Here is a 19,084-nt window from a genome sequence, read left to right on the forward strand (position 1 = left end):
CGTTTTCATGTGACGGGCCGGGGCTTTAGAGGCTGACGCCTGTGCCTTGCAGAACGCCATGCTCCATCGCGTAGCGCGTCAGGCCAGCGGTCGAGGAAATCCCCAGCTTGCGTTTGATGTTCTTGCGGTGGGTTTCGACCGTGCGCACGGAGATATCGAGCGCGATTGCGACCTCCTTGTTGGATTTGCCTTGGGCCAGTTGCAGCAGCACGGTCTGTTCGCGGCTTGTCAGTGCCTCTCGTTCGCTGCCCTCGGTGGGGGCAATGGAGCCTTGTGCGCCGGTGCAGAGATAGCGTTCGCCGCGCATCACGGTTTCGATCGCGGTACGGATTTCCTCGGTCGGCACGTCCTTTAGCACGTATCCCATCGCCCCGTGCGAAAGTGCGGTGGAGATATATTCCGGACTGTCGTGCATCGACAGGATCAGGATGCGCGTGTCGGGGTTGGCCTCGAGCAGCATTTCCGTCGCGGTCAGGCCGCCGATTTCCGGCATGTTGAGGTCCATCAGAACGATGTCGGGATGCATATCTCCCAGCGTATCCACCGCCTCGCGCCCGTTGGTGAGCGTCGCGATGACCTCGATGTCATCGTAGCTTTCGAGGATCGATTGGATGCCCTCGGCGACCATGGGATGATCATCGACGATGGCAATGCGGATTGTGGCAGGGCCCGCGGGCTCGGTCATGCACTGGCCTTTCTTTTGTCTGGGGAGGCCTCTTCCGGCGGCAGGATATGGCTGAGCGGAACTTCGGCGACAATAACCGTCCCGGAGCGGGAGGAAAAGATGCGCAATGTGCCGTCAAGCTGTTCGACGCGCTCTTGCATGTTGCGCAGGCCAAGGCCGGTCTGTGGGTGGCGCGGACTGTCTTGTGGAATGCCTGTGCCGTTGTCTGTGATGCGCAGGGTGGCGCCGCCGATATGGCCGCGCAGATCGACATCGACCTCGGTCGCCCCGGAGTGGCGCTCGACATTGGTCAGGGCTTCTTGGGCGATGCGGTAGAGGGCGTTCTTGGCGTCGTTGTCGAGGCGGTTCCGGAACACCACGGTGTTGAAGGTGGTCTCGATGCCGGTGCGCCGTGCGAATTCATCGGTCAGCGTCTTGAGGGCAGGGCCAAGACCAAGGTCATCGAGCACGCCGGGGCGCAGGTCGCGGGAGATGCGGCGCACTTCCTGAATGGCGCTCGAGAGGTGACTGATGCCGCGGTCGAGCGTTTCGCCGGCCTGATCATCGCCCTTGGCGAAGCGGCGCTTGGCGCTGTCGAGGGCATAACGGACGCCGACGAGAAGCTGACTGATGCCATCGTGAAGCTCGCGTGCGACGCGGCCGCGTTCTTCTTCCTGAGCGTCAAAGACCCGTTGTGTCAGAGCCTTGAGCTTGACGTCGGCAAGGCGGCGTTCGCGGATGTTAATAACGAGGCCAGACATGAACACCATGAGCAGCGCGCCGACGGCGATGGCGAGGATGTATTGTGAGGTGCGGCGCACGCGGGTCTGCACCTCGGCGCGCGAGGCGGCGACCGTTTCGAGCACGTCGTCGATGAAGATGCCGGTGCCGATCGCCCATCGCCAATCCTGTAGCCCGACCACGTAGGTCACCATCCGCGCGGTTTCGCTGGTCGAGGGTTTGGGCCAGTCATAGGTGTGATAGCCGCCGCCCTGACGTGCGATGCGGATGAGTTCGTCGGTGATCTTGGTGCCGTTGATGTCTTCGAGCCCCGTCCAGTTCTTGCCGATGAGGTAGGTCTGGCGCGGGCTGACGAGATTGGTGCCTTCGTAGTCGAAGACAAAGAAATAGCCGTCTTGTCCGTAGAGCATGGAGGCTAGGATCTGGGTGACGGCGACCTTGGCCTGTTCATCGTCTGGCGCTGCGCGGCCGTAGATATTGATGAAGGCGGTGCGCGCGATAGACATATAATTCTTCAGTTCCGCCTTCTTGGCTTCGATCAGGCGCTGTTCGAGAGTGCGGATTTCACGTTCGGCCAGTTGCCGTGATTGCGTCGCGACCAAAACGGTGATCGCGGCCACCGCGAGAATCAGCGGCACAGTCGCGAGCAGGAACAGTTTTTGCCCATAAGACGGGCGTGGAGGCGTGAAAAGGCGGCGCATGAATGATTCGTTACGATGTTGCGGAGCCGAATCATAGAGGAGATTTTGCAATCAAAAGCTGTCGGCGAGGGAGGAAATGTGGGGGCTGCTGAGAAATTGGTCAGTTTTTCTACCGGGAAGATGGGTATCTACGCAGAACTAGGTATTCCAACACGCGGGTTGCATGGCTAGGCTGGCAGAACTTGCAACGATCCGTCCGCAGGCCGTTCGCGGCGTGCCGGGCTGTAACAATATTCTGGGAGGAATCACTCAATGGATCGTCGTTCTTTTCTTAAGACTTCGGCTATGGGCGGCGCAGCTGCTGCAGCCACCACTCTGGCGGCACCGGCCTATGCACAAGGCAAGCGCACGCTGACCATGGTCACCACCTGGGGCCGCGGCCTCGCAGGTGTGTTCGATGCCGCGCAGCGCACCGCTGACAGCATCACCGCCATGTCCGACGGTCAGCTGACCGTTGAAGTTAAAGCGGCTGGCGAACTCGTCGGCGCGTTCGAAGTGTTCGACGCCGTGACCGCAGGTCAGGCCGACATGTACCACGGCGCAGACTACTACTTTGTGGGTCAGCACCCGGGCTATGCCTTCTTTACCGCAGTTCCGTTCGGCATGACCGCACAAGAACTTGCCAACTGGTACTACCATGGCGACGGTATGGCGCTGCATGACGAGCTGGGCGAAATCTTTGGCCTGAAATCGTTCCTCGGCGGCAACACCGGCGCACAGGCTGGTGGTTGGTACGCCAAAGAAATCAACGGTCCGGAAGACTTTAACGGTCTTAAGTTCCGTATGCCGGGTCTCGGCGGTAAAGCCCTCGGCAAGCTTGGCGCATCGGTTCAGAACCTTCCGGGCGCAGAAGTGTACCAGGCCCTCGCATCCGGCGCCATCGACGGCACCGAGTGGATCGGCCCCTGGGCAGACGAAAAAGCCGGTTTCCAGGAAATCACCAAGTTCTACTACACCGCTGGTTTCCACGAGCCGGGCGCAGGTCTTTCGGTTGCCACCAACCGCGAAGTCTTCAACAGCCTTTCGCCGGCACACCAGAAGATCGTTGAGATCGCTGCTTCGGAAACCCACCAGTGGAACCTTGCACAGTTCCTCAACAACAACGGTGCCGCGCTTCAGCGTCTCCAGTCGGCTGGCGTCAAGACGCTCGAATTCCCCGACTCGGTTTGGGATGCATTCGGCAAGGCGTCGATGGAAGTCCACGAAGAGAACATGGGCGACGAGCTCTACAAGAAGATCTACGACAGCTTTGCAGCGTCGATGAAGTCTTCCTCGGGTTGGATTCAGAAGTCCGAAAGCGCCTACCGCGCACAGCGCGACCGCGTTCTGGGCTAAGCCAAACCGCGAAAATAGAAGAGGCCCCCCGAGATTTCGGGGGGCCTTTTCAGAAAGTCGCGACAGCGCGCCTCATGTAAATCATAAGGGGATGGGGGGATCATGCTGGACGCAATCGTCTGGTTCTTCACCAATATTGCACAAGCCTTCGTGAATTTCGGATACGCACTCACGCATCCGGGACAATGGCTTTCGTGGATGGGGGGTCTTGAGACCGTTGAGGACAAGCAGGCGCTCATGCGCTTTGTCTACTACGGCGGCTCGACCGAGTTTTTCTTTGTTGTCTTTACGATCTTCCTGATCGTGACAGCGGTTGGCTTTTGGCGCCGGTCCTTCTTGTGGGGCTGTGTGCGCGTGCTTGAGGGCATGGCCAACACCATCGGACGTTTCTTTGCTTGGGCCGGGCTTATCATGGTCCTGCAGCAGATCGTCATCGTCTTCATGCAACGGATCTTTACCGTCGCCGAAATCTCGCTCATCTGGAACGTGGATTTCCTGACCCATGATGTCAGTTGGTGGGCGGAAGAGCTCAAGCTTTATAACGCGATGATCGTGACGATGTGCGCGACCTACACGTTTGTGCAGGGCGGACATGTGCGGGTCGATCTGGTCTATTCGGCCGTGTCCTACCGCACCAAGAAGGTCATCGACATGTTCGGCTCGCTCATCTTCATGATGCCTGCGGCGGTTCTGACGTGGATGTACGGTTGGTTCTTCATGTGGCGCCACCTCGTGACGCCCAAGGTCTCGGCCTCGGATAAGGTCGAGCTTTTGATGAAGAAGGCGCGCATTCTCAAGTGGAACGTGGAAACGATCGGTTTCTCGCCCAACGGGTTCAACGCCTATTTCCTCTTCAAGGTTCTTCTCGTGGCCTTTGCGGGCCTCGTCTTCCTGCATGCAATTGCCTTCTTCTACCGCTCGTATCTCGAGTGGAAGGAAGGCATGGACAGCGAAGGCAAATACCTCGACCGCGATACGCTCGGCGAGGGTGAAGAAGCCTATGAAGGCACGCACTAAGTAAGGGGCAGAACACATGCTTTTCGGACTTGATGGGGTCGAAATCGGCCTGATTATCGTCTTTCTCTGCCTCTTCGGGGGCATTCTCTCGGGCTTTCCGGTGGCCTTTGCCATCGGCGGCGCCGGGGTCATTTCTTTCGGTATCATTGCCGCGCTCGATAGCGCAGGCATCCTGATCCATCAGGCCATCGATACCGGATCGGCCATGTATTCCGACCTGATCGCGCAAGGCGTGCGGCCGGATACGGTTTCGATCTTCCGATACCCGGATTTGCCACGCATCGGCGAGCCGGTCTTCCCGGGTGGCTGGGAACAGGCGATGGATCGGAACCTGTCGTTTATCGTCAACCGGATGAACGAACGTGTTCTCGCAGGCGCGTCGATCGAGACGCTTCTGGCGGTTCTGATGTTTGTCCTGATGGGGATCACGCTTGAACGCTCGAAGATCGCCAACGAACTTCTGACGACGATGGCGCGAGTCTTCGGACCGCTGCCGGGCGGTCTTGCCGTTTCGGTGGTCGTGGTGGGCGCGTTCCTTGCGGCCTCGACGGGGATCGTCGGCGCGACCGTGGTGACCATGGGGCTTTTGTCCCTGCCGACCATGCTCAAGAACGGCTACTCGCCGAAACTTGCCACCGGGGTCATCGCGGCCTCGGGGACGCTTGGGCAGATCATTCCGCCGTCGATTGTGATCGTGCTTCTTGGCACGCTGGCGGGTGACCTTTATTCCGCAGCACAGGAACAGCGCGCACAGGTTGCCGGGTGTTCCGACGCTCTGACCTATCTCGGGGAACCGGCGGTTGTCTCGGTCGGCACGCTTTTTCAGGCGGCGCTTTTGCCGGGGATCATGCTTGCCGTGCTTTATGCGCTCTATGCCTTCGGTTATGCGCTATTGAACCCCAAGAACGCTCCGGCGGTTGAACTTGGCGCCTCCAACAGCGAGCCGATTGGCCGCAATCACGGTCTTGTCTGGTTCCTTGGTGTACCGGCGCTTCTCGTGGTGGGGATGATCGGGCTGAGCAATGTCAATCTGATCGGCAGTCAGAACGTTATCGTCGACAGCTACTCGGACGCGGGTCAGACCGCGAGCCTGCGCACCAAGGTTGATGACCAGTGTAAAGCGGCGATGATCGAACTGCATGGTCAGGCGGCTTGGGATCAGGCCGTCGCCGAACAGGCAGAGATCGACGCGGCGGGCGGCGTGCAGGAATCGCACCAGCTTTCCGATGAAGAAATCGCCACGGCGTATCAAGCGAAGCTCGACAATGCCGCACCGATTGGTTCGGGTATTGCGACCGGCTTCCTGCTTCTGGCCTTCGTGCTCACCACTGCGCGTGGTGTGGGGCCGTCGCAAGACACCCGTCCGCTTATGATCGGGGCCGGGGGCATTCTTCTGGCGCTGATCGTGGATGCGCTCATCATCACGCCGGAGACGACACCGGGGATGACGCTTGTCTTCCTTGCAGTGCCAATCCTGCTCACGCTTTATGGATGTCGCTATGCGGCGGGGCTGTTGGGACAGAACGAGCTTCTGCGGGTGGTCTTCCCGCCGCTCGTCCTGATCGTGGCGGTGCTTGGCTCGATCCTTGGCGGGATCACCAACCCGACCCCGGCCGCGGCCCTTGGGGCAGGCGGGGCGATCATGCTCGCGGCCTATCGCAAGCTGCAGGAAGAGGACAAATCGGGCCGGATCATCATCTGGTCGACCTTCGCGATCGTCATCATGATCCTCGTGGGCGTCAACTTTGACCTGCGCGTCAATCAAGAGACGGTGACCGTCGAGAACTGGATCGCCTTTGCGGTGGCCAAGATCACCTATCTCTTCGCGATGTTCGGCATGATCTATGGCTGCTGGGTTCTGTTCCGGGGCAAGGTTCTTTCGCCCATCGTGCGGGAGACGGCAAAGGTTACGTCGATGGTCTTTACCATCCTGATCGGGTCGCAGCTTCTGAACCTTGTGGTGATCTCCTTTGGTGGCGAGCACTATATCCAAGGGTTCCTGAAGTCCTTTGACAACCCGGCGACGGCGTTCCTCATCGTGATGCTGGTTCTGTTCGTGCTTGGCTTTGTGCTCGACTTCCTCGAGATCATCTACATCGTGATCCCGATTGTCGGGCCGGTGATCTATGGTTCCTATTTCGATCCGAAATGGGTCACGATCATGATCGCCGTGAACCTTCAGACCTCGTTCCTGACACCGCCCTTTGGCTTTGCGCTGTTCTACTTGCGTGGTGTGGCACCGAAAGAGGTCACGACGGGGCATATCTACAAGGGGATTGTTCCCTTCGTCCTGATCCAGGTCGTCGGCCTTGCGATCCTTTGGTATTTCCCCTCGATCGTGACGATCCTGCCGGCGCTGATCCCGAACTAACGGGGCGCTTCATAGCAAGACAAGAAACGGGGGCCACGCGGCCCCCGTTTTGCGTTTCGGTTGTTGGGCGTGTCGCGAGGCGCTTTAACGGGTTTCCCTTCTCATCGGGATGTGAAACAAATAGGGAACATGAGGGGGTTTTGCGGTTTGGCCCGACTAAGAATCGACAATCGGACAGCGCGCGCTTTGTGGTTGACGTCGCATGGGCTTGCGCAGGTGCCCACGGGTCCGTTGGACGCAATGGGCCTGATTGAGCAGCTTGGGTTTGTGCAGCTCGACACGATCCAGGTCATTTCTCGCGCGCATCATCATATCTTGTGGAGCCGCAACCAGAACTACCGTGAACCGATGCTCGACAGGTTGCTGCGCGACCAGCGGCAGGTTTTTGAGCATTTCACCCATGATGCCTCGGTGTTGCCGATGACGTTCCTGCCCATGTGGCAACGCCAGTTCCGACGCAAGAAGGAAGAGGTGGGGCGGTCGAATTGGTTCGGCAAGCATCTGGATGCGGATCTGATTGCGGAAGTGACCCGGCGGATTACCGAGGAAGGGCCGCTTTCAACGCGTGACTTCGAGACCAAGGTCGCGGGCGAGAAGGCCATGTGGCAACGCCCACCGCATAAGATGGTGCTCGACTACCTCTGGTATGCAGGCGATTTGGCGACCTCGCATCGAGAGGGGTTTACCAAGTATTACGATCTGGCCGAGCGGGTCTTTCCGCAGGACGTGCCCATATACAGCGATGAAGAGCAGATCGACCAATTGTGCGGCGCTGCGCTTGAGCGGATTGGGTTTGGCACGCCCGGTGAGGTGCAGCGTTTTTGGGAGGCGTGTTCGGCGGCAGAGGTCAAAGCCTGGGCCACGCGCGCTGCGAATGCGCTTGTCGAGGTCGAGGTTCAGGGGGCTGATGGGGCATGGAACAAGGCGCTGGCCTGCGCGGATATTGAGGCCCGCATCGAGGCGCTCCAGGTGCCAACGTCGCGGTTGCGCATTCTCAACCCGTTTGATCCGGCGATCCGGGACCGGGCACGTCTCGCGCGGCTCTTTGGGTTTGAATATACCGTCGAGATGTTCGTGCCCGCCGCGAAGCGCAAATGGGGTTATTACGTCTATCCGCTTCTTGAGGGGAACCGTTTCGTAGGGCGTATCGAGGCCAAGGGGGATCGTGCCAAGGGCACGCTGACCCTGATCAATTTCTGGACCGAGTCAGAGCGGCTGCACACGCCGAAACGCGCAGCCAAGCTTGAGGCCGAGTTGGGCCGGCTGGCCAAGCTGGCGGGGCTGAATGAGGTGGTTTGGGCTGTGTGACGCTTGATGTGATGCTAGCTGCCGGGGTTGCGCGTGTCGGGCAGGGAGATATTGGCGACCTGTTCGGCGATCGGATCGGTCGAGAGCGGGTGGCGCGCGGTGTCGAAGCGCTCGGGGTCTCCGATGGCCTGCCATTGGCCGCCGAAATAGACCTCAAGCCCGGTAAAGCGCGCTTTGTAGCCCATCTTCGGACTGCCGGGCACCCAGTAGCCGAGATAGACATACGGCAGGCCCGCTTCGCGCGCGATCTCGATATGGTCGAGGATCAGGTAGGTGCCAAGGCTCTGACGCGGCAGGTTCGGCTCAAAGAAGGAATAGACCATGCTCAGCCCGTCGCTGAGCACATCCGTCAGAGCGACGCCGATCAGGTGGTCATCGTCCTTGTCGGTGTATTCGATCACGCGGCTGCGGATCGGGGTTTCTTCGATCATTGCAGCAAATTCAAACACGTCCATATCGGCCATGCCGCCATCGGCGTGCCGGGTGTCGAGATAGCGGCGGAACAGAGAGAATTGTTCTTCCGTGGCCCAAGGCGATGTCGCTTGGCGCGTAAGATGCGCGTTGCGTTTGATTGTGCGCTTCTGGCTTTTGGTGGGGCTGAATTTCGACACGTCGATGCGGGCCGAGAGACAGGCCGCGCAATCGCTGCAAGAGGGGCGGTAGAGGACGTTTTGCGAGCGACGGAAGCCCTGATGCGAGAGAGAGTCGTTCAGCGTCTCGGCATGATCGCCTTGCAGCGCAGTAAAGAGCTTACGCTCCATACGCCCCTCGAGATAGGGGCAGGGCTGGGGCGCAGTCACGTAGAACTGGGGCGCGAGGGGAAGTGTATGGCGCATGGGGCTCCGTTGATCGGCGTCTTATGCGACGATAGCAAGCGTTCCCGCCCGCGCCAACCCTTTCAGAAACGCGCCCGGCGGTTGATCGCCACGCTGCCCATCACATGATCGCTCAGGCCTTGGGCGCGGGCGGTGGTGAGCATGAGGACGACGGAGATGAGTTGCAGCGGGAAGACGGCGCAGGAGACGTAGAAACCGACCGTGTGCAGGAAGGCCGAGCCGAGGTCGAAACGCTGTCCGGCGCGGTCGCGCATCTCCAATGAGACAAGGCGCATACCCCATGTGGCAGACCCCGTGGCGAGGGTCACGACGCGATAGACGAAACCGGCGCTAGAGACCAGAAAAGCAAAGAAAAAGATGCCGATAAAGGCGGTGAACGGCAGGACCGCGATGGCAATAAGGATCGAGATCACGGTGTCGATGACGAAAGCGACGAGGCGTTTCGTCGGGACATCGGCATAGAACTCGGGCTGAATGTCAGGGTCGGGGAGGGTAAAGTCGCGGTCGCTCATATCTGGGTCCCGTATCACATCTGTATCGCGTCGGTATCACGTCGGTATTGCATCGGTGCGAGTGTCGCATTTGCGCCCCGCCGAGGGAAGGGCGGGGCGCAAGGGAGGGACGCAGATCAGGCGTCGGTCTTGGTTTCAGCTGCGGCCTTGGCGGCGCGTTCTTCCATGAACTGGTCGAACTCGGCTTTGTCCTTGGCTTCGCGCAGACGCTCGAGGAAAGATTCGAAGTTCTGCTGCTCTTCTTCGAGGCGGCGCAGGGTGTCCTCGCGGTAGGCGTCGAAGGCGGTGTTGCCGGTCGGGGCCATGTGACCCATGTGCGAACGGTGTGTGGAACGGCGGCAGGACTTTGCAAACATGTTTTTGCTCCAGCGATTGGTGTAGGTGATGTAGAACACGAGGGCGAGGCCGATGGGCCAGAAGAAGATGAAGCCAAGAACCATGGCGGCAATCCATGCGCCTTTGCCCTTGTCATCAAGCCAAGCTTCGGCCCGCGCGAACCATCCCATCGGGCGAGAGGAATAAGAGGCGGTGGCGGTCGGTGTCATTGTCGGTATCTCCGTGAACTAGGTGGTGAACTGGAATGTAAATCGTCTTCACATTACTATAGATCGGAGTGCCATGGTCACTTTGCAAGGGAAAATGTGAAAGGTTTTTACATTTTTCGCACAGGCAATTGTTTTATATGAATAAAATCTTATGTCTCAGGCGGTAAAATCACCGCTTTGCGCATTGGTCAGAGCCGGGAGGGCGGCTGGATCAATGGCGAATACATGGTTTGGCGTGCCTGCGGCGGCCCACACCACGTCAAATTCGAGGAGGCGAGGATCAAGAAAAGCGCGCACCGGATTGAGATGTCCAATGGGTGAGACACCGCCAATGGCAAAGCCGGTCTGGGCGCGCACAAGTGCGGCGTCGGCTTTGCCGAGCGGTTCCCCGGCCAGCGCGCTGGCCTTTGCGGCGTCGACCTGATTGCCGCCTGCGGTCAGGAAGAGGATCGCCTCGCCACTCTCTTCGCCCCGGAAGATGATCGACTTGGCGATCTGGTCGAGCGCGCAGCCCACGGCATCGGCGGCCATCTGGGCGGTGCGGGCGCCATCGGTCTCGTGGATGTCGATCGGCAGGTCTGCGGCGTCGAGCGCGGCGCGGACACGTTTGAGGCTCTTGCTCATGGGGCTGTCTCCTTCGGCGGCAGTGTTGCGGCATTTGGCCGGTGGAAAAAGCAGATGTAAAGCGGGTTTGCTTGCGCAATGTCATTGACCATGCGGGAGCGGATTCGCATTGTCGCGCCATGGACTTTCTCTCGCGCATCACCCGCCTGCCGCGCGCCTTCGATCCTGATCGGGGCGACGATACCTTGACCCTCGTGCCGGAAATGGAGGGCGACCTTGCCAAGCTTCTTCACGGGACGGCAGGGTGTAGCCCCTATCTCAAATCCCTGATCGAGAAAGAGCGCGACTGGCTGCCGGAGGCGTTCGAGGCGCCGGAAGCGGCTGTGACTCGGCTCTATGATGATCTGAGAGAGGTCGCTGCGGACCAGCTCGGCAGTGCATTGCGGCAGGGCAAGCGACGCATCGCGCTATTGACCGCGTTGGCCGATCTCGCAGGGGTCTGGGAGTTGGAGCGGGTCACGGGGACGCTTACGGAATTTGCCGACCTCGCGAGCGACCTTGCGCTCAAGGCGGCGATTGCCAACGAGATCCGGCGCAAGAAACTTCCGGGGCAGACCGAGGACGATGTGGCCACGGCGGGCGGCATGGTTACGCTCGCCATGGGGAAAATGGGGGCCTATGAGCTCAACTATTCCTCGGATATCGACCTGATCTGCCTGTTTGATGAAACGCGGTTTGATCCGGGCGATTTTCATGATGCGCGGGCGTCGTTCGTGCGGGCGACGCGCAAGATGTCGGCGATGCTCAATGATCTCACGGGCGAGGGCTATGTGTTTCGTACCGATTTGCGGCTGCGGCCCGATCCGTCGGTGACGCCGGTTTGCCTCGCGATGGAGGCGGCAGAGCGCTACTACGAGAGCCTTGGCCGCACATGGGAGCGCGCGGCCTATATCAAGGCGCGGCCCTCGGCGGGTGATCTTGCGGCGGGGGCGCGGTTCCTCACCGCGCTGACGCCGTTCGTCTGGCGCAAGCATCTCGATTTCGCGGCGATCCAAGACGCGCATGACATGCGCCTGCGTATCCGCGAGCATAAGGGGCTTGGCGGCGAGATCACGCTTGAGGGGCACAACATGAAGCTCGGGCGCGGGGGCATTCGCGAGATCGAGTTCTTCACCCAGACGCGACAGTTGATTTCGGGCGGGCGCGATCCGGAACTGCGCGACAACCGCACGGTGCCGGCGCTTGGGCTTCTGGCGGAGAAGGGCTGGGTGCCGGAGGACGTCGCCCAGACGCTCGCGCGTCACTACCGGGCGCATCGCGAGGTCGAACATCGGGTGCAGATGATCAACGACGCCCAGACGCATGACCTGCCGAAGTCACCCGAGGGGATGGAGCGGATCGCTTGTCTCATGGGGCGCGATGTCGGGGCGTTGCGGCAGGACCTCAAGGCGCGATTGACAGAGGTGCATGAGCTGACCGAGGGGTTCTTTGCGCCGGATGCGGGGCGGGGCGAGGTCAATCACGGGCTGGATGAAGAGATCATCAATCGCTGGAAAGCCTACCCGGCGCTGCGGTCGGAGCGCGCGGTGGTGATCTTCAACCGGTTGAAGCCGGACCTGCTTGAGAGGCTTTCCGAGACCGCGCATCCGGAACAGGCGCTTCTGGCGCTGGACGGGTTTCTGCGTGGCTTACCTGCGGGGGTGCAGCTCTTCTCGCTCTTCGAGGCCAATCCGCAGTTGATCGACCTGCTTGTCGATATTGTCGGCACGGCGCCGGCGCTGGCGCGGCACCTGTCGCGCAATTCGGGCGTGTTCGATGCGGTTATCGGCGGGGATTTCTTTGCCGCCTGGCCGGGAGAAGCGGCGCTGCGCGACGATCTTTGCGACGTGATGGGGCGCGAGGGCGCGGATTACGAGCGCAAGCTTGACGCGGCGCGTCGATGGGCCAAGGAATGGCGGTTCCGCATTGGGGTGCATCACCTGCGCGGCGTGATCTGTGCCCGCGAGGCCGGGGCGCAATATGCCGATGTGGCGGGCGTGGTCCTCGCGGCGCTCTGGCCGGTGGTGGCGGAGAAATTCGCCGAGAAACACGGCAAGATGCCGGGGCGGGGCGCGATGGTGCTTGGCATGGGCTCGCTCGGGGCGCGGCGGCTCAATGCGGTGTCCGACCTCGATTTGATCGTGATCTATGATGCCGATGGGGTTGAAGCGTCGGAGGGGCGGCGCCCGCTTGCGGCGCGGGTTTATTATGCGCGGCTCACGCAGGCGATGGTGACCGCGCTTTCGGCGCCAATGGCGCAGGGACGGCTCTATGAGGTCGATATGCGTCTGCGCCCCTCGGGGACACAGGGGCCAGTGGCGACCTCGCTCACCTCGTTCAAGAGCTATCAGGAGAACGAGGCCTGGACATGGGAGCATCTTGCGCTGACGCGCGCGCGGCCCGTGGCGGGAGAGGCGGCGTTGATGGAGGAGATCACGGCGTTCCGCGAGGGGCTTCTCAAGCGGGCGAAAGACGCAGCGGCGGTGCGCAAGGACGTGCAGGACATGCGCGCACGGATCGCCGCGGCGAAGGCCCCGAGCGGGGCATGGGATGCCAAGATCGGGCGCGGGAGGTTGCAAGAGATCGAGCTTGTGTCGCAAACGGGCGCGCTGCTTGAGGGGAGCGCGGCGCAGAATGTCCTTGATGGGCTGCAATCGGCGGCGCGGGTGGGGCTTCTGTCGGACGCTGAGGCCGCGCGCCTCGAAGAGGCCTATGGTGTGTTCTGGACGGTGCAGGTCGCCTCGAAGCTTCTGAGTGAGAAACCGATCTCTCCGGAAGATATCGGGCGTGGCGGGGCAGCGTTCCTGTTGCGTGAGACCGGGGAGGACACGCTCGAGACCTTGGCAGAGGCGATGCGTGCACGCGCCGAAGAGGCGGGGGCGATCATCGACACGGCGCTTGGCGTCGACACGGGCGCGGGCGAAGGAGAAGCATAAGATGGATCTGACAGAGATCGACAAGAAGGGGTTGGTTCGCGAGGCCTATAAGATCGAAGGCATCACCGAAGGGGAATGTCGGTCGATCTTTCTTGACTGGGCCTTGTCTCTCGACAGCAGTTATAAGCCGCGCGACGCGATCCGGACGCTTCTTGACCATTACGAGACCGGCAATGAAGACCACCCGATGACCGCCATCCTGCATGATGGACTTGTGCGCTCGGATGCGCCGAAGCGGCGCGGAGGGTGGCGTAGCCGTCCGCGTCACTAAAACGCTTGGGCCGGTGCCAGACTCACAGCTTAGGGTTGAGGCGCGTGAGAGGGAGGCTGGCCATTTTGCCGAGATGCGACAATTTGGGCGAAGAAACCCGGCCAATACCTTCTAATGGCACACAATTTGTCCCAATCGTGCCGCATTTCAGAAGCAAATTCGGATGGAATTCGAAGAGGAGCAACGACTCTGCTCCCAAGGAGACCGACGATGAAAACGCTTCGTATGACCGCCCTGATGATGGCTCTTGGACTTGGCCTTTCGGCCTGTGCCTCGGTAGATACCGCGACGCGGAACGCGCCGCTGGATCCGACCGCGACAGAACTGGCCGCACCGGCCCCGTCCTTTGCGCTTGCTGGGTTTGATGTGAATGTGCCGCTGACGCTCAAAGTGTCGGAGGCCAACAGCTACTATCCCGGTGGTGACATCGTGTGGCGCGGCGACCCCTACGGCAACCGCTATGAGCAGGTGGGCGCGCTTTTCGAGGACGCGATCAAGCTTGGCGCGCAGCCGCTGGACGGTGCGATGCCGGTCGTTGTCGAGATCGAGGTGCACCGCTTCCACGCGCTCACCGAGAAGACCCGCTATTCGGTCGGGGGTATCCACTCGATCGAGTTCACCATGACCATCCGTGACCCGCAGACCGGCGCCGTGGTGCGCGGCCCGCGTGAGATCAAGGCAGACCTCGTGGGCTATGGTGGCTCCAAGGCGCTTCAGGCCGAGGCCCGTGGGCTTACCCAGAAATACCGCATCACTCAGCACCTTGCCAAAGTGGTGCGCGACGAGATGAGCCTTGCCAGCGGTTGGGTTGCGCCCGAGCGCGGCGTGACAGCGCGGGTTGTGCCGCTGAGCCCGGTGAGACCGCTCTGAGCCAATCGGCGCTTTTCAGACGCGCAGGAAAGGATTAGGAGGACGGCATGACGCCGTCCTCTTTTCCTATTGTCCGCCTGAAACCCAAGGCCAATGCCCGTGCGATCCGCCACGGGTTTCCTTGGATCTATGACAACGAACTCGTGCTTGACCGCCGCGCCAAGAAAATTGCGCCGGGCAGCATCGCCTGTCTCGAAGACAACGAGCGCAGCCCGCTTGGCCTGATCGCGTTCAACGCAGAGTCGCGGATCGCCGGGCGGATGCTCGAGCGGGATGTGACGTGCGAGATTGACGGGGCGTGGCTTGCCGAAAAATTCGCCCGCGCGCTTGCGCTGCGAGAACGGCTCTATGAGACGCCGTTCTACCGCCTGATCCATGCCGAGGCCGATGGTCTTCCCGGGGTCGTCGTGGATCGTTTTGGCGATGTTGCCGTGATCCAGCCGAACGCGGCCTGGTCCGAGGTGTTGCTTGATGAAATGGTTGCGGCGCTGGTCGAGGTCACGGGCGTCACGACGGTGCTCAAGAACGGGTCTGGGCGGGCGCGTAGCCTTGAAGGGCTTGATGAGGACAGCCGGGTGATGGTTGGCCGTGCGCCGGAGGCTCCGGTGCCTGTTGTGATGAACGGCGCGACCTATATGGCCGACCTGATGGGCGGGCAGAAGACCGGGCTTTTTTACGATCAACGGCCCAATCATGGCTTTGCCGCCGGGCTTTGCGCGGGGGCGCGCGTGCTCGACGTGTTTTCCCATGTGGGGGGCTTCGCGCTCGCCGCGCTGGCAGGCGGGGCGGCCTCGGCGCTTTCGGTTGATGGCTCGGCACCGGCGCTTGAACTGGCCGAGGCGGGGGCCAAGGCCTCGGGTTTTGGCGATCGGTTCGAGACCCGCAAGGGCGATGCCTTTGATGTGTTGAGCGCCTTGGCAGAGGAAGGTGCGGAATTCGACGTGGTGATCTGTGATCCGCCCGCCTTTGCACCGTCGAAACCCGCGTTGGAAAAGGGGCTGCGCGCCTATGAGCGGGTGGCGCGGCTTGCGGCGCCGTTGGTGGCAGAGGGGGGCTATCTTGGCCTGTGTTCCTGTTCCCATGCGGCGGATGTGGCGAAGTTTCGCGGGGCCTGCGTGCGCGGTATCGGGCGCGCCGGGCGGCAGGGCCAGTTGATTCATACAGGGTATGCCGGGCCGGATCATCCGCTGATGCCGCAACTCGCCGAGAGCGGCTATCTCAAGTCGCTGTTTTTCCGGCTGTGAAGCGGCTTCTTCTCGATACCTGCGTGATCTACCCGACAGTGATGCGGGAAATCCTGCTTGGGGTGGCGAAAACCGGCGCGTATGAGCCGCTTTGGTCCGAGCGCATCCTCGAGGAATGGGCGCGCGCGGCGCGTAAGATCGGGCCCACGGGCGAGGCGCAGGCACGCGGTGAGATCGCCCTTGTGCGCGCGGCATGGCCCAAGGCCGAGGTGACGTGGAAGCCGTCGCTCGAGGATCGGCTCTATCTGCCGGATGCGGCGGACACGCATGTTTTGGCGGCGGCGATTTCCGGGTCGGCGGATGCGATTGTCACGATGAATGCCAAGGACTTTCCGCGCCATATCCTTGCCGAAGAGGGGCTTGAACGGGTCGATCCCGATACGCTCTTGCGTGGGGTGTGGGAGCGGGCGCCGGAGGCGGTTGCTGAGGTTGCAGAAACCGTGCGGCAGGAGGCCGAGCGGCTCTCGGGGGAACGTTGGGACATGCGACGCCTGCTCAAGAAGGCGCGTTTGCCGAGGTTGGCGAAAGCTTTGACGGCGTAGGGACAAGGCTTTTCGGAATGGCTTATTCCGGGGCGAGGCCCCATTTCGCCTCGAGTGCTTCGATGGCCTTGATGCGCTCTTCGGTTTTTGGATGGCTCATGAGCCAGGCTGGCGTTGCTCCGCCGCGCGATTGGGTTAGGTCTTCGAGCTTGTGAAACAGGGACTTCTGCGCCGCGGTGCCGATGCCGGATTTGGCAAGGAGGGCCGCGGCATAGGCGTCGGCCTCGTATTCATCAGCGCGCGAGAGACGGGCGGCGAGAAGCGACATCGCCATGTTGACGAGCCAGGGGCCGATGCCGGGCAGGAAGCGCCCGATGACCATTGTGAGCGCGGTGCGGATGGCGTTCTGGCCGGAGAAGTCGATCATCCGGCGGCGGGAATGGCCCAAGGCGACGTGACCCAGTTCGTGCGCGATCACCGAGGCGAGTTCCTCTGCCGAGACCTCGCCCGCGCGGTAGCGGTTGTAAAAGCCGCGCGTGAGGAAGATGCGCCCATCCGGGGCGGCAAGGCCGTTCACCGGCTCGATTTCATAGATATGGACGCGGATGCGGGGCAGGTCGAGCGCCTTGGCCATGTCCCGGATCAGGGGCACGAGAGTCGGATCTGCAAGCTCGGTCGAGCGTGCGTCAAGCTCGCGCGAGGTACGCCAGACCGAGAAGCGGTAGAGCAGCAACCCGTAAAGCAGGGCGAGGAGGATCGGGGTCAGGCGTAGCATGGGTCTGATATGGCCTGCGCGGGACGGTTCGGCAAGGTCAGCGGCGGCGTTTGCTCTGTTGGCGATGCAGCAGGAGCGCGGCGAGGGCGATCAGGGCGAGGAACAAGAGCGCGGTGCTGGTCTGACGGGCGACTGTGGCGACGCGGGGCAGGCTTTGGGCAAAGCCGTAACCGAGACCGCAATAGAGCCCGATCCAAAGCGCCTTGCCGGTCATCGCCCATAGGGTAAAGCGGAACCAAGACAGCTTTGCGGTACCTGAGAGCAGGTTGATATAGGGGCCGAGGGGGGCGAGGAGCCAGCGGCTCAGGAAAACACCAAGGCCACCGTGATCCGACAACAGACGTTCCGCGCGCGCGAGCAGTCGGCCTGTGTGCGGATGGCGGGTCATGGCTCGGTGCAGGGCGGGAGCGATATGGTGGCCGAAATGATAGCCGCATTGATCCCCAAGCGCCGCGCCTAGAAACGCAGCGCAGAAGGCAGGGATCGGGGCGAGATGCCCGGAGGCCACAAGCGCCCCGGCGCTCAATAGGGCGAGGAAGGCCGGGATCGGCAGGGCGAGGCTTGCGGCAAAGGTCACGAGGGCCAGAAGCGGCAGGCCATAGGATGCCAGAAGGTCTGTCACATGTCGGTCCTCGCACACATGAGGCGGTCATGCCCGAGGTGCGTGACAGGGGTGTGTCAGAGTTCGAACAGGGCCGGTGCGTGGCGCGACAAGCGTTCGGCGCCCTGCGCCGTATTGAGCACAGAATGGCCGAGGCACATGGCATGGCCGCTTTCATCATCCATCAGGATCATATGCAGGAAGAAGACCTGATTTTCCTGCATGATCAGTGGGTTGCCTTCGTAGAACATCGGAAAGTCGACCCAGATCGGCGCATAGACCGCGCCCATGCCATAGCCACAGGCGCTTAGCCGCGCGTGCGAGAGACCATGCGCGTCGAAGGTCTGCGCATGGGCCTCATAGACGTCGCCCATGGGGGCGCCGGGGCGGATGGCGGCTTCGCAGGCGGTGAGGGCCTCAGAAGCGGCGGCGTGCATGCGGCGGTGGGCGGGGGAGGCGTCGCCGGTGATGAGGGTCTGCATCATGGCGGCGTGGTAGCGGGCGTAGGCGCCGGACCATTCGATGGTCATCTGGTCCTGTGGATCGAGGTGGCGGCGACCAGAGGCGGAACGGCAGAGAAGTGCGCCTGCACCGGAGCCGAGGATGAACTCGTTGCCCGCGTAATCGCCGCCGCCCCGGAACACCGCGCCCTGCATGGCGGCGAGGATATCGCCTTCGAAGGCGCCGGCGCGGGTGGTCTCGAGCGCGGCATCGAGCGCGTCATCGGAGAGGGCTGCGGCGCGGCGGTGCATCTCGACCTCTGCCGGGGATTTGAGGCGGCGCAGGGCGGGCATCAGATCAGAGCAATCCGTCAGGCCCGGAAGGGCGGCATGGAGGCGTAACCCCCAGTAATCATTGAGCCCTGCGGTTTTCGACTCGTAGCCAAGGTGGGACGCATCCAGCCCAAGAGAGGCAATCAGACGGGCGAAATCGGCAATCGGATCGGTGCCTTCGTAATCAGTCCAGATATGGATTTGGTCCTCGCTCAACGTGCTTGTCTGAAGCGCCTGAAGGCGGTCGGGGCGGCGAGTCAGGAGGTGGGTCTCGCCCGAGGCCGTCAGCAATATACATTGGAACATGGCAAAGCCGAACGTGTCATATCCGGTCAGCCAATAGTGGCTTTCAGGCGCGAAGAGGAGGAGGCCTGATCCGCCCCACTTGAGTGGTCCAATTTGATTGTTAGTGCATGATCGGCCTTTGGTCCATCTGGATGATGGTTTCGGGGGCCGGTGGGCGATAGCCCAGAGCACTGTGGGGTCGTTTCGTATTGAA

Annotated in this window: 18 protein-coding genes; 9 read left to right on the forward strand and 9 right to left on the reverse strand. The window is 61.7% G+C overall.

Going from position 1 to position 19,084, the window contains the following annotated elements; all coding sequences use genetic code 11:
* Nucleotides 1-25 precede the first annotated feature (25 nt).
* Both MK745_RS06410 and MK745_RS06415 read right to left on the reverse strand, forming a co-directional pair.
* The gene (locus MK745_RS06410) at nt 26-685 is read right to left on the reverse strand and encodes a response regulator transcription factor (protein ID WP_243612448.1); all 660 of its coding nucleotides are present in this window, start codon (nt 683-685) and stop codon (nt 26-28) included.
* Nucleotides 682-2,106 carry a cache domain-containing protein gene (locus MK745_RS06415; RefSeq protein WP_243612449.1) on the reverse strand — a complete coding sequence of 475 codons (1,425 nt, stop codon included), beginning with the start codon at nt 2,104-2,106 and terminating at the stop codon, nt 682-684. Before MK745_RS06415 ends, MK745_RS06410 begins: the two co-directional genes overlap by 4 nt.
* Before the next feature lie 252 nt (nt 2,107-2,358).
* Here MK745_RS06415 and MK745_RS06420 point away from each other — a divergent pair, with 252 nt between their 5' ends.
* The 4 genes from MK745_RS06420 (at nt 2,359) to MK745_RS06435 (ending at nt 8,137) form a co-directional block, all read left to right on the forward strand.
* Complete coding sequence (locus MK745_RS06420; RefSeq protein ID WP_243612450.1) at nt 2,359-3,441, forward strand: TRAP transporter substrate-binding protein; 1,083 nt, start codon at nt 2,359-2,361, stop codon at nt 3,439-3,441.
* Nucleotides 3,442-3,543: 102 nt separating this feature from the next.
* Nucleotides 3,544-4,458, forward strand: coding sequence for a TRAP transporter small permease subunit (locus MK745_RS06425; RefSeq protein WP_243612451.1), 915 nt, complete (start codon nt 3,544-3,546; stop codon nt 4,456-4,458).
* A gap of 16 nt (nt 4,459-4,474) precedes the next feature.
* Nucleotides 4,475-6,829, forward strand: a complete 2,355-nt coding sequence (locus tag MK745_RS06430; RefSeq protein ID WP_243612452.1) for a TRAP transporter large permease — start codon at nt 4,475-4,477, stop codon at nt 6,827-6,829.
* A gap of 147 nt (nt 6,830-6,976) precedes the next feature.
* The gene (locus tag MK745_RS06435; RefSeq protein WP_243612453.1) at nt 6,977-8,137 is read left to right on the forward strand and encodes a winged helix-turn-helix domain-containing protein; all 1,161 of its coding nucleotides are present in this window, start codon (nt 6,977-6,979) and stop codon (nt 8,135-8,137) included.
* 14 nt (nt 8,138-8,151) lie between these two features.
* Here MK745_RS06435 and MK745_RS06440 read toward each other — a convergent pair whose 3' ends face one another.
* The 4 genes from MK745_RS06440 to MK745_RS06455 all read right to left on the reverse strand — a co-directional run bounded on the left by MK745_RS06440 (nt 8,152) and on the right by MK745_RS06455 (nt 10,654).
* Nucleotides 8,152-8,973: an arginyltransferase gene (locus MK745_RS06440; protein WP_243612454.1), complete on the reverse strand. Its 822-nt coding sequence runs from the start codon at nt 8,971-8,973 to the stop codon at nt 8,152-8,154.
* Between the two features lie 62 nt (nt 8,974-9,035).
* On the reverse strand, nt 9,036-9,485 hold the full coding sequence (locus MK745_RS06445) for an RDD family protein (protein ID WP_243612455.1): 450 nt from the start codon (nt 9,483-9,485) through the stop codon (nt 9,036-9,038).
* Between the two features lie 116 nt (nt 9,486-9,601).
* Nucleotides 9,602-10,030, reverse strand: a complete 429-nt coding sequence (locus tag MK745_RS06450) for a DUF2852 domain-containing protein (RefSeq protein ID WP_243612456.1) — start codon at nt 10,028-10,030, stop codon at nt 9,602-9,604.
* A gap of 156 nt (nt 10,031-10,186) precedes the next feature.
* A complete protein-coding gene (locus MK745_RS06455) occupies nt 10,187-10,654 on the reverse strand; it encodes a YbaK/EbsC family protein (protein WP_243612457.1) in 468 nt (155 codons plus the stop codon).
* A gap of 119 nt (nt 10,655-10,773) precedes the next feature.
* Between MK745_RS06455 and MK745_RS06460 the strand changes: the two genes are divergently transcribed.
* The 5 genes from MK745_RS06460 (at nt 10,774) to MK745_RS06480 (ending at nt 16,496) form a co-directional block, all read left to right on the forward strand.
* Nucleotides 10,774-13,569, forward strand: coding sequence for a glutamine-synthetase adenylyltransferase (locus MK745_RS06460; protein ID WP_243612458.1), 2,796 nt, complete (start codon nt 10,774-10,776; stop codon nt 13,567-13,569).
* A 1-nt stretch (nt 13,570) separates the two neighbouring features.
* Entirely contained in the window at nt 13,571-13,840 is a 270-nt protein-coding gene (locus MK745_RS06465) for a hypothetical protein (protein WP_243612459.1), read from the forward strand.
* Between the two features lie 210 nt (nt 13,841-14,050).
* Entirely contained in the window at nt 14,051-14,710 is a 660-nt protein-coding gene (locus MK745_RS06470; protein ID WP_243612460.1) for a DUF6778 family protein, read from the forward strand.
* Between the two features lie 47 nt (nt 14,711-14,757).
* Nucleotides 14,758-15,954, forward strand: coding sequence for an RSP_2647 family RNA methyltransferase (locus tag MK745_RS06475; protein ID WP_243612461.1), 1,197 nt, complete (start codon nt 14,758-14,760; stop codon nt 15,952-15,954).
* Nucleotides 15,951-16,496, forward strand: a complete 546-nt coding sequence (locus MK745_RS06480; RefSeq protein ID WP_347813645.1) for an RSP_2648 family PIN domain-containing protein — start codon at nt 15,951-15,953, stop codon at nt 16,494-16,496. Before MK745_RS06475 ends, MK745_RS06480 begins: the two co-directional genes overlap by 4 nt.
* Before the next feature lie 22 nt (nt 16,497-16,518).
* On the opposite strand, the gene MK745_RS06485 is transcribed toward MK745_RS06480, so the two are convergent.
* The 3 genes from MK745_RS06485 to MK745_RS06495 are packed head-to-tail and all read right to left on the reverse strand — an operon-like array spanning nt 16,519 to nt 18,984.
* The gene (locus tag MK745_RS06485; protein ID WP_243612462.1) at nt 16,519-17,211 is read right to left on the reverse strand and encodes a M48 family metalloprotease; all 693 of its coding nucleotides are present in this window, start codon (nt 17,209-17,211) and stop codon (nt 16,519-16,521) included.
* 37 nt (nt 17,212-17,248) lie between these two features.
* Entirely contained in the window at nt 17,249-17,833 is a 585-nt protein-coding gene (locus MK745_RS06490) for a DedA family protein (protein WP_243612463.1), read from the reverse strand.
* 56 nt (nt 17,834-17,889) lie between these two features.
* Nucleotides 17,890-18,984: a M24 family metallopeptidase gene (locus MK745_RS06495; protein ID WP_243612471.1), complete on the reverse strand. Its 1,095-nt coding sequence runs from the start codon at nt 18,982-18,984 to the stop codon at nt 17,890-17,892.
* Nucleotides 18,985-19,084 lie beyond the last annotated feature (100 nt).

The sequence above is a fragment of the Shimia aestuarii genome, from assembly GCF_022814865.1.
Classification (GTDB): Bacteria; Pseudomonadota; Alphaproteobacteria; order Rhodobacterales; family Rhodobacteraceae; genus Shimia; species Shimia aestuarii_A.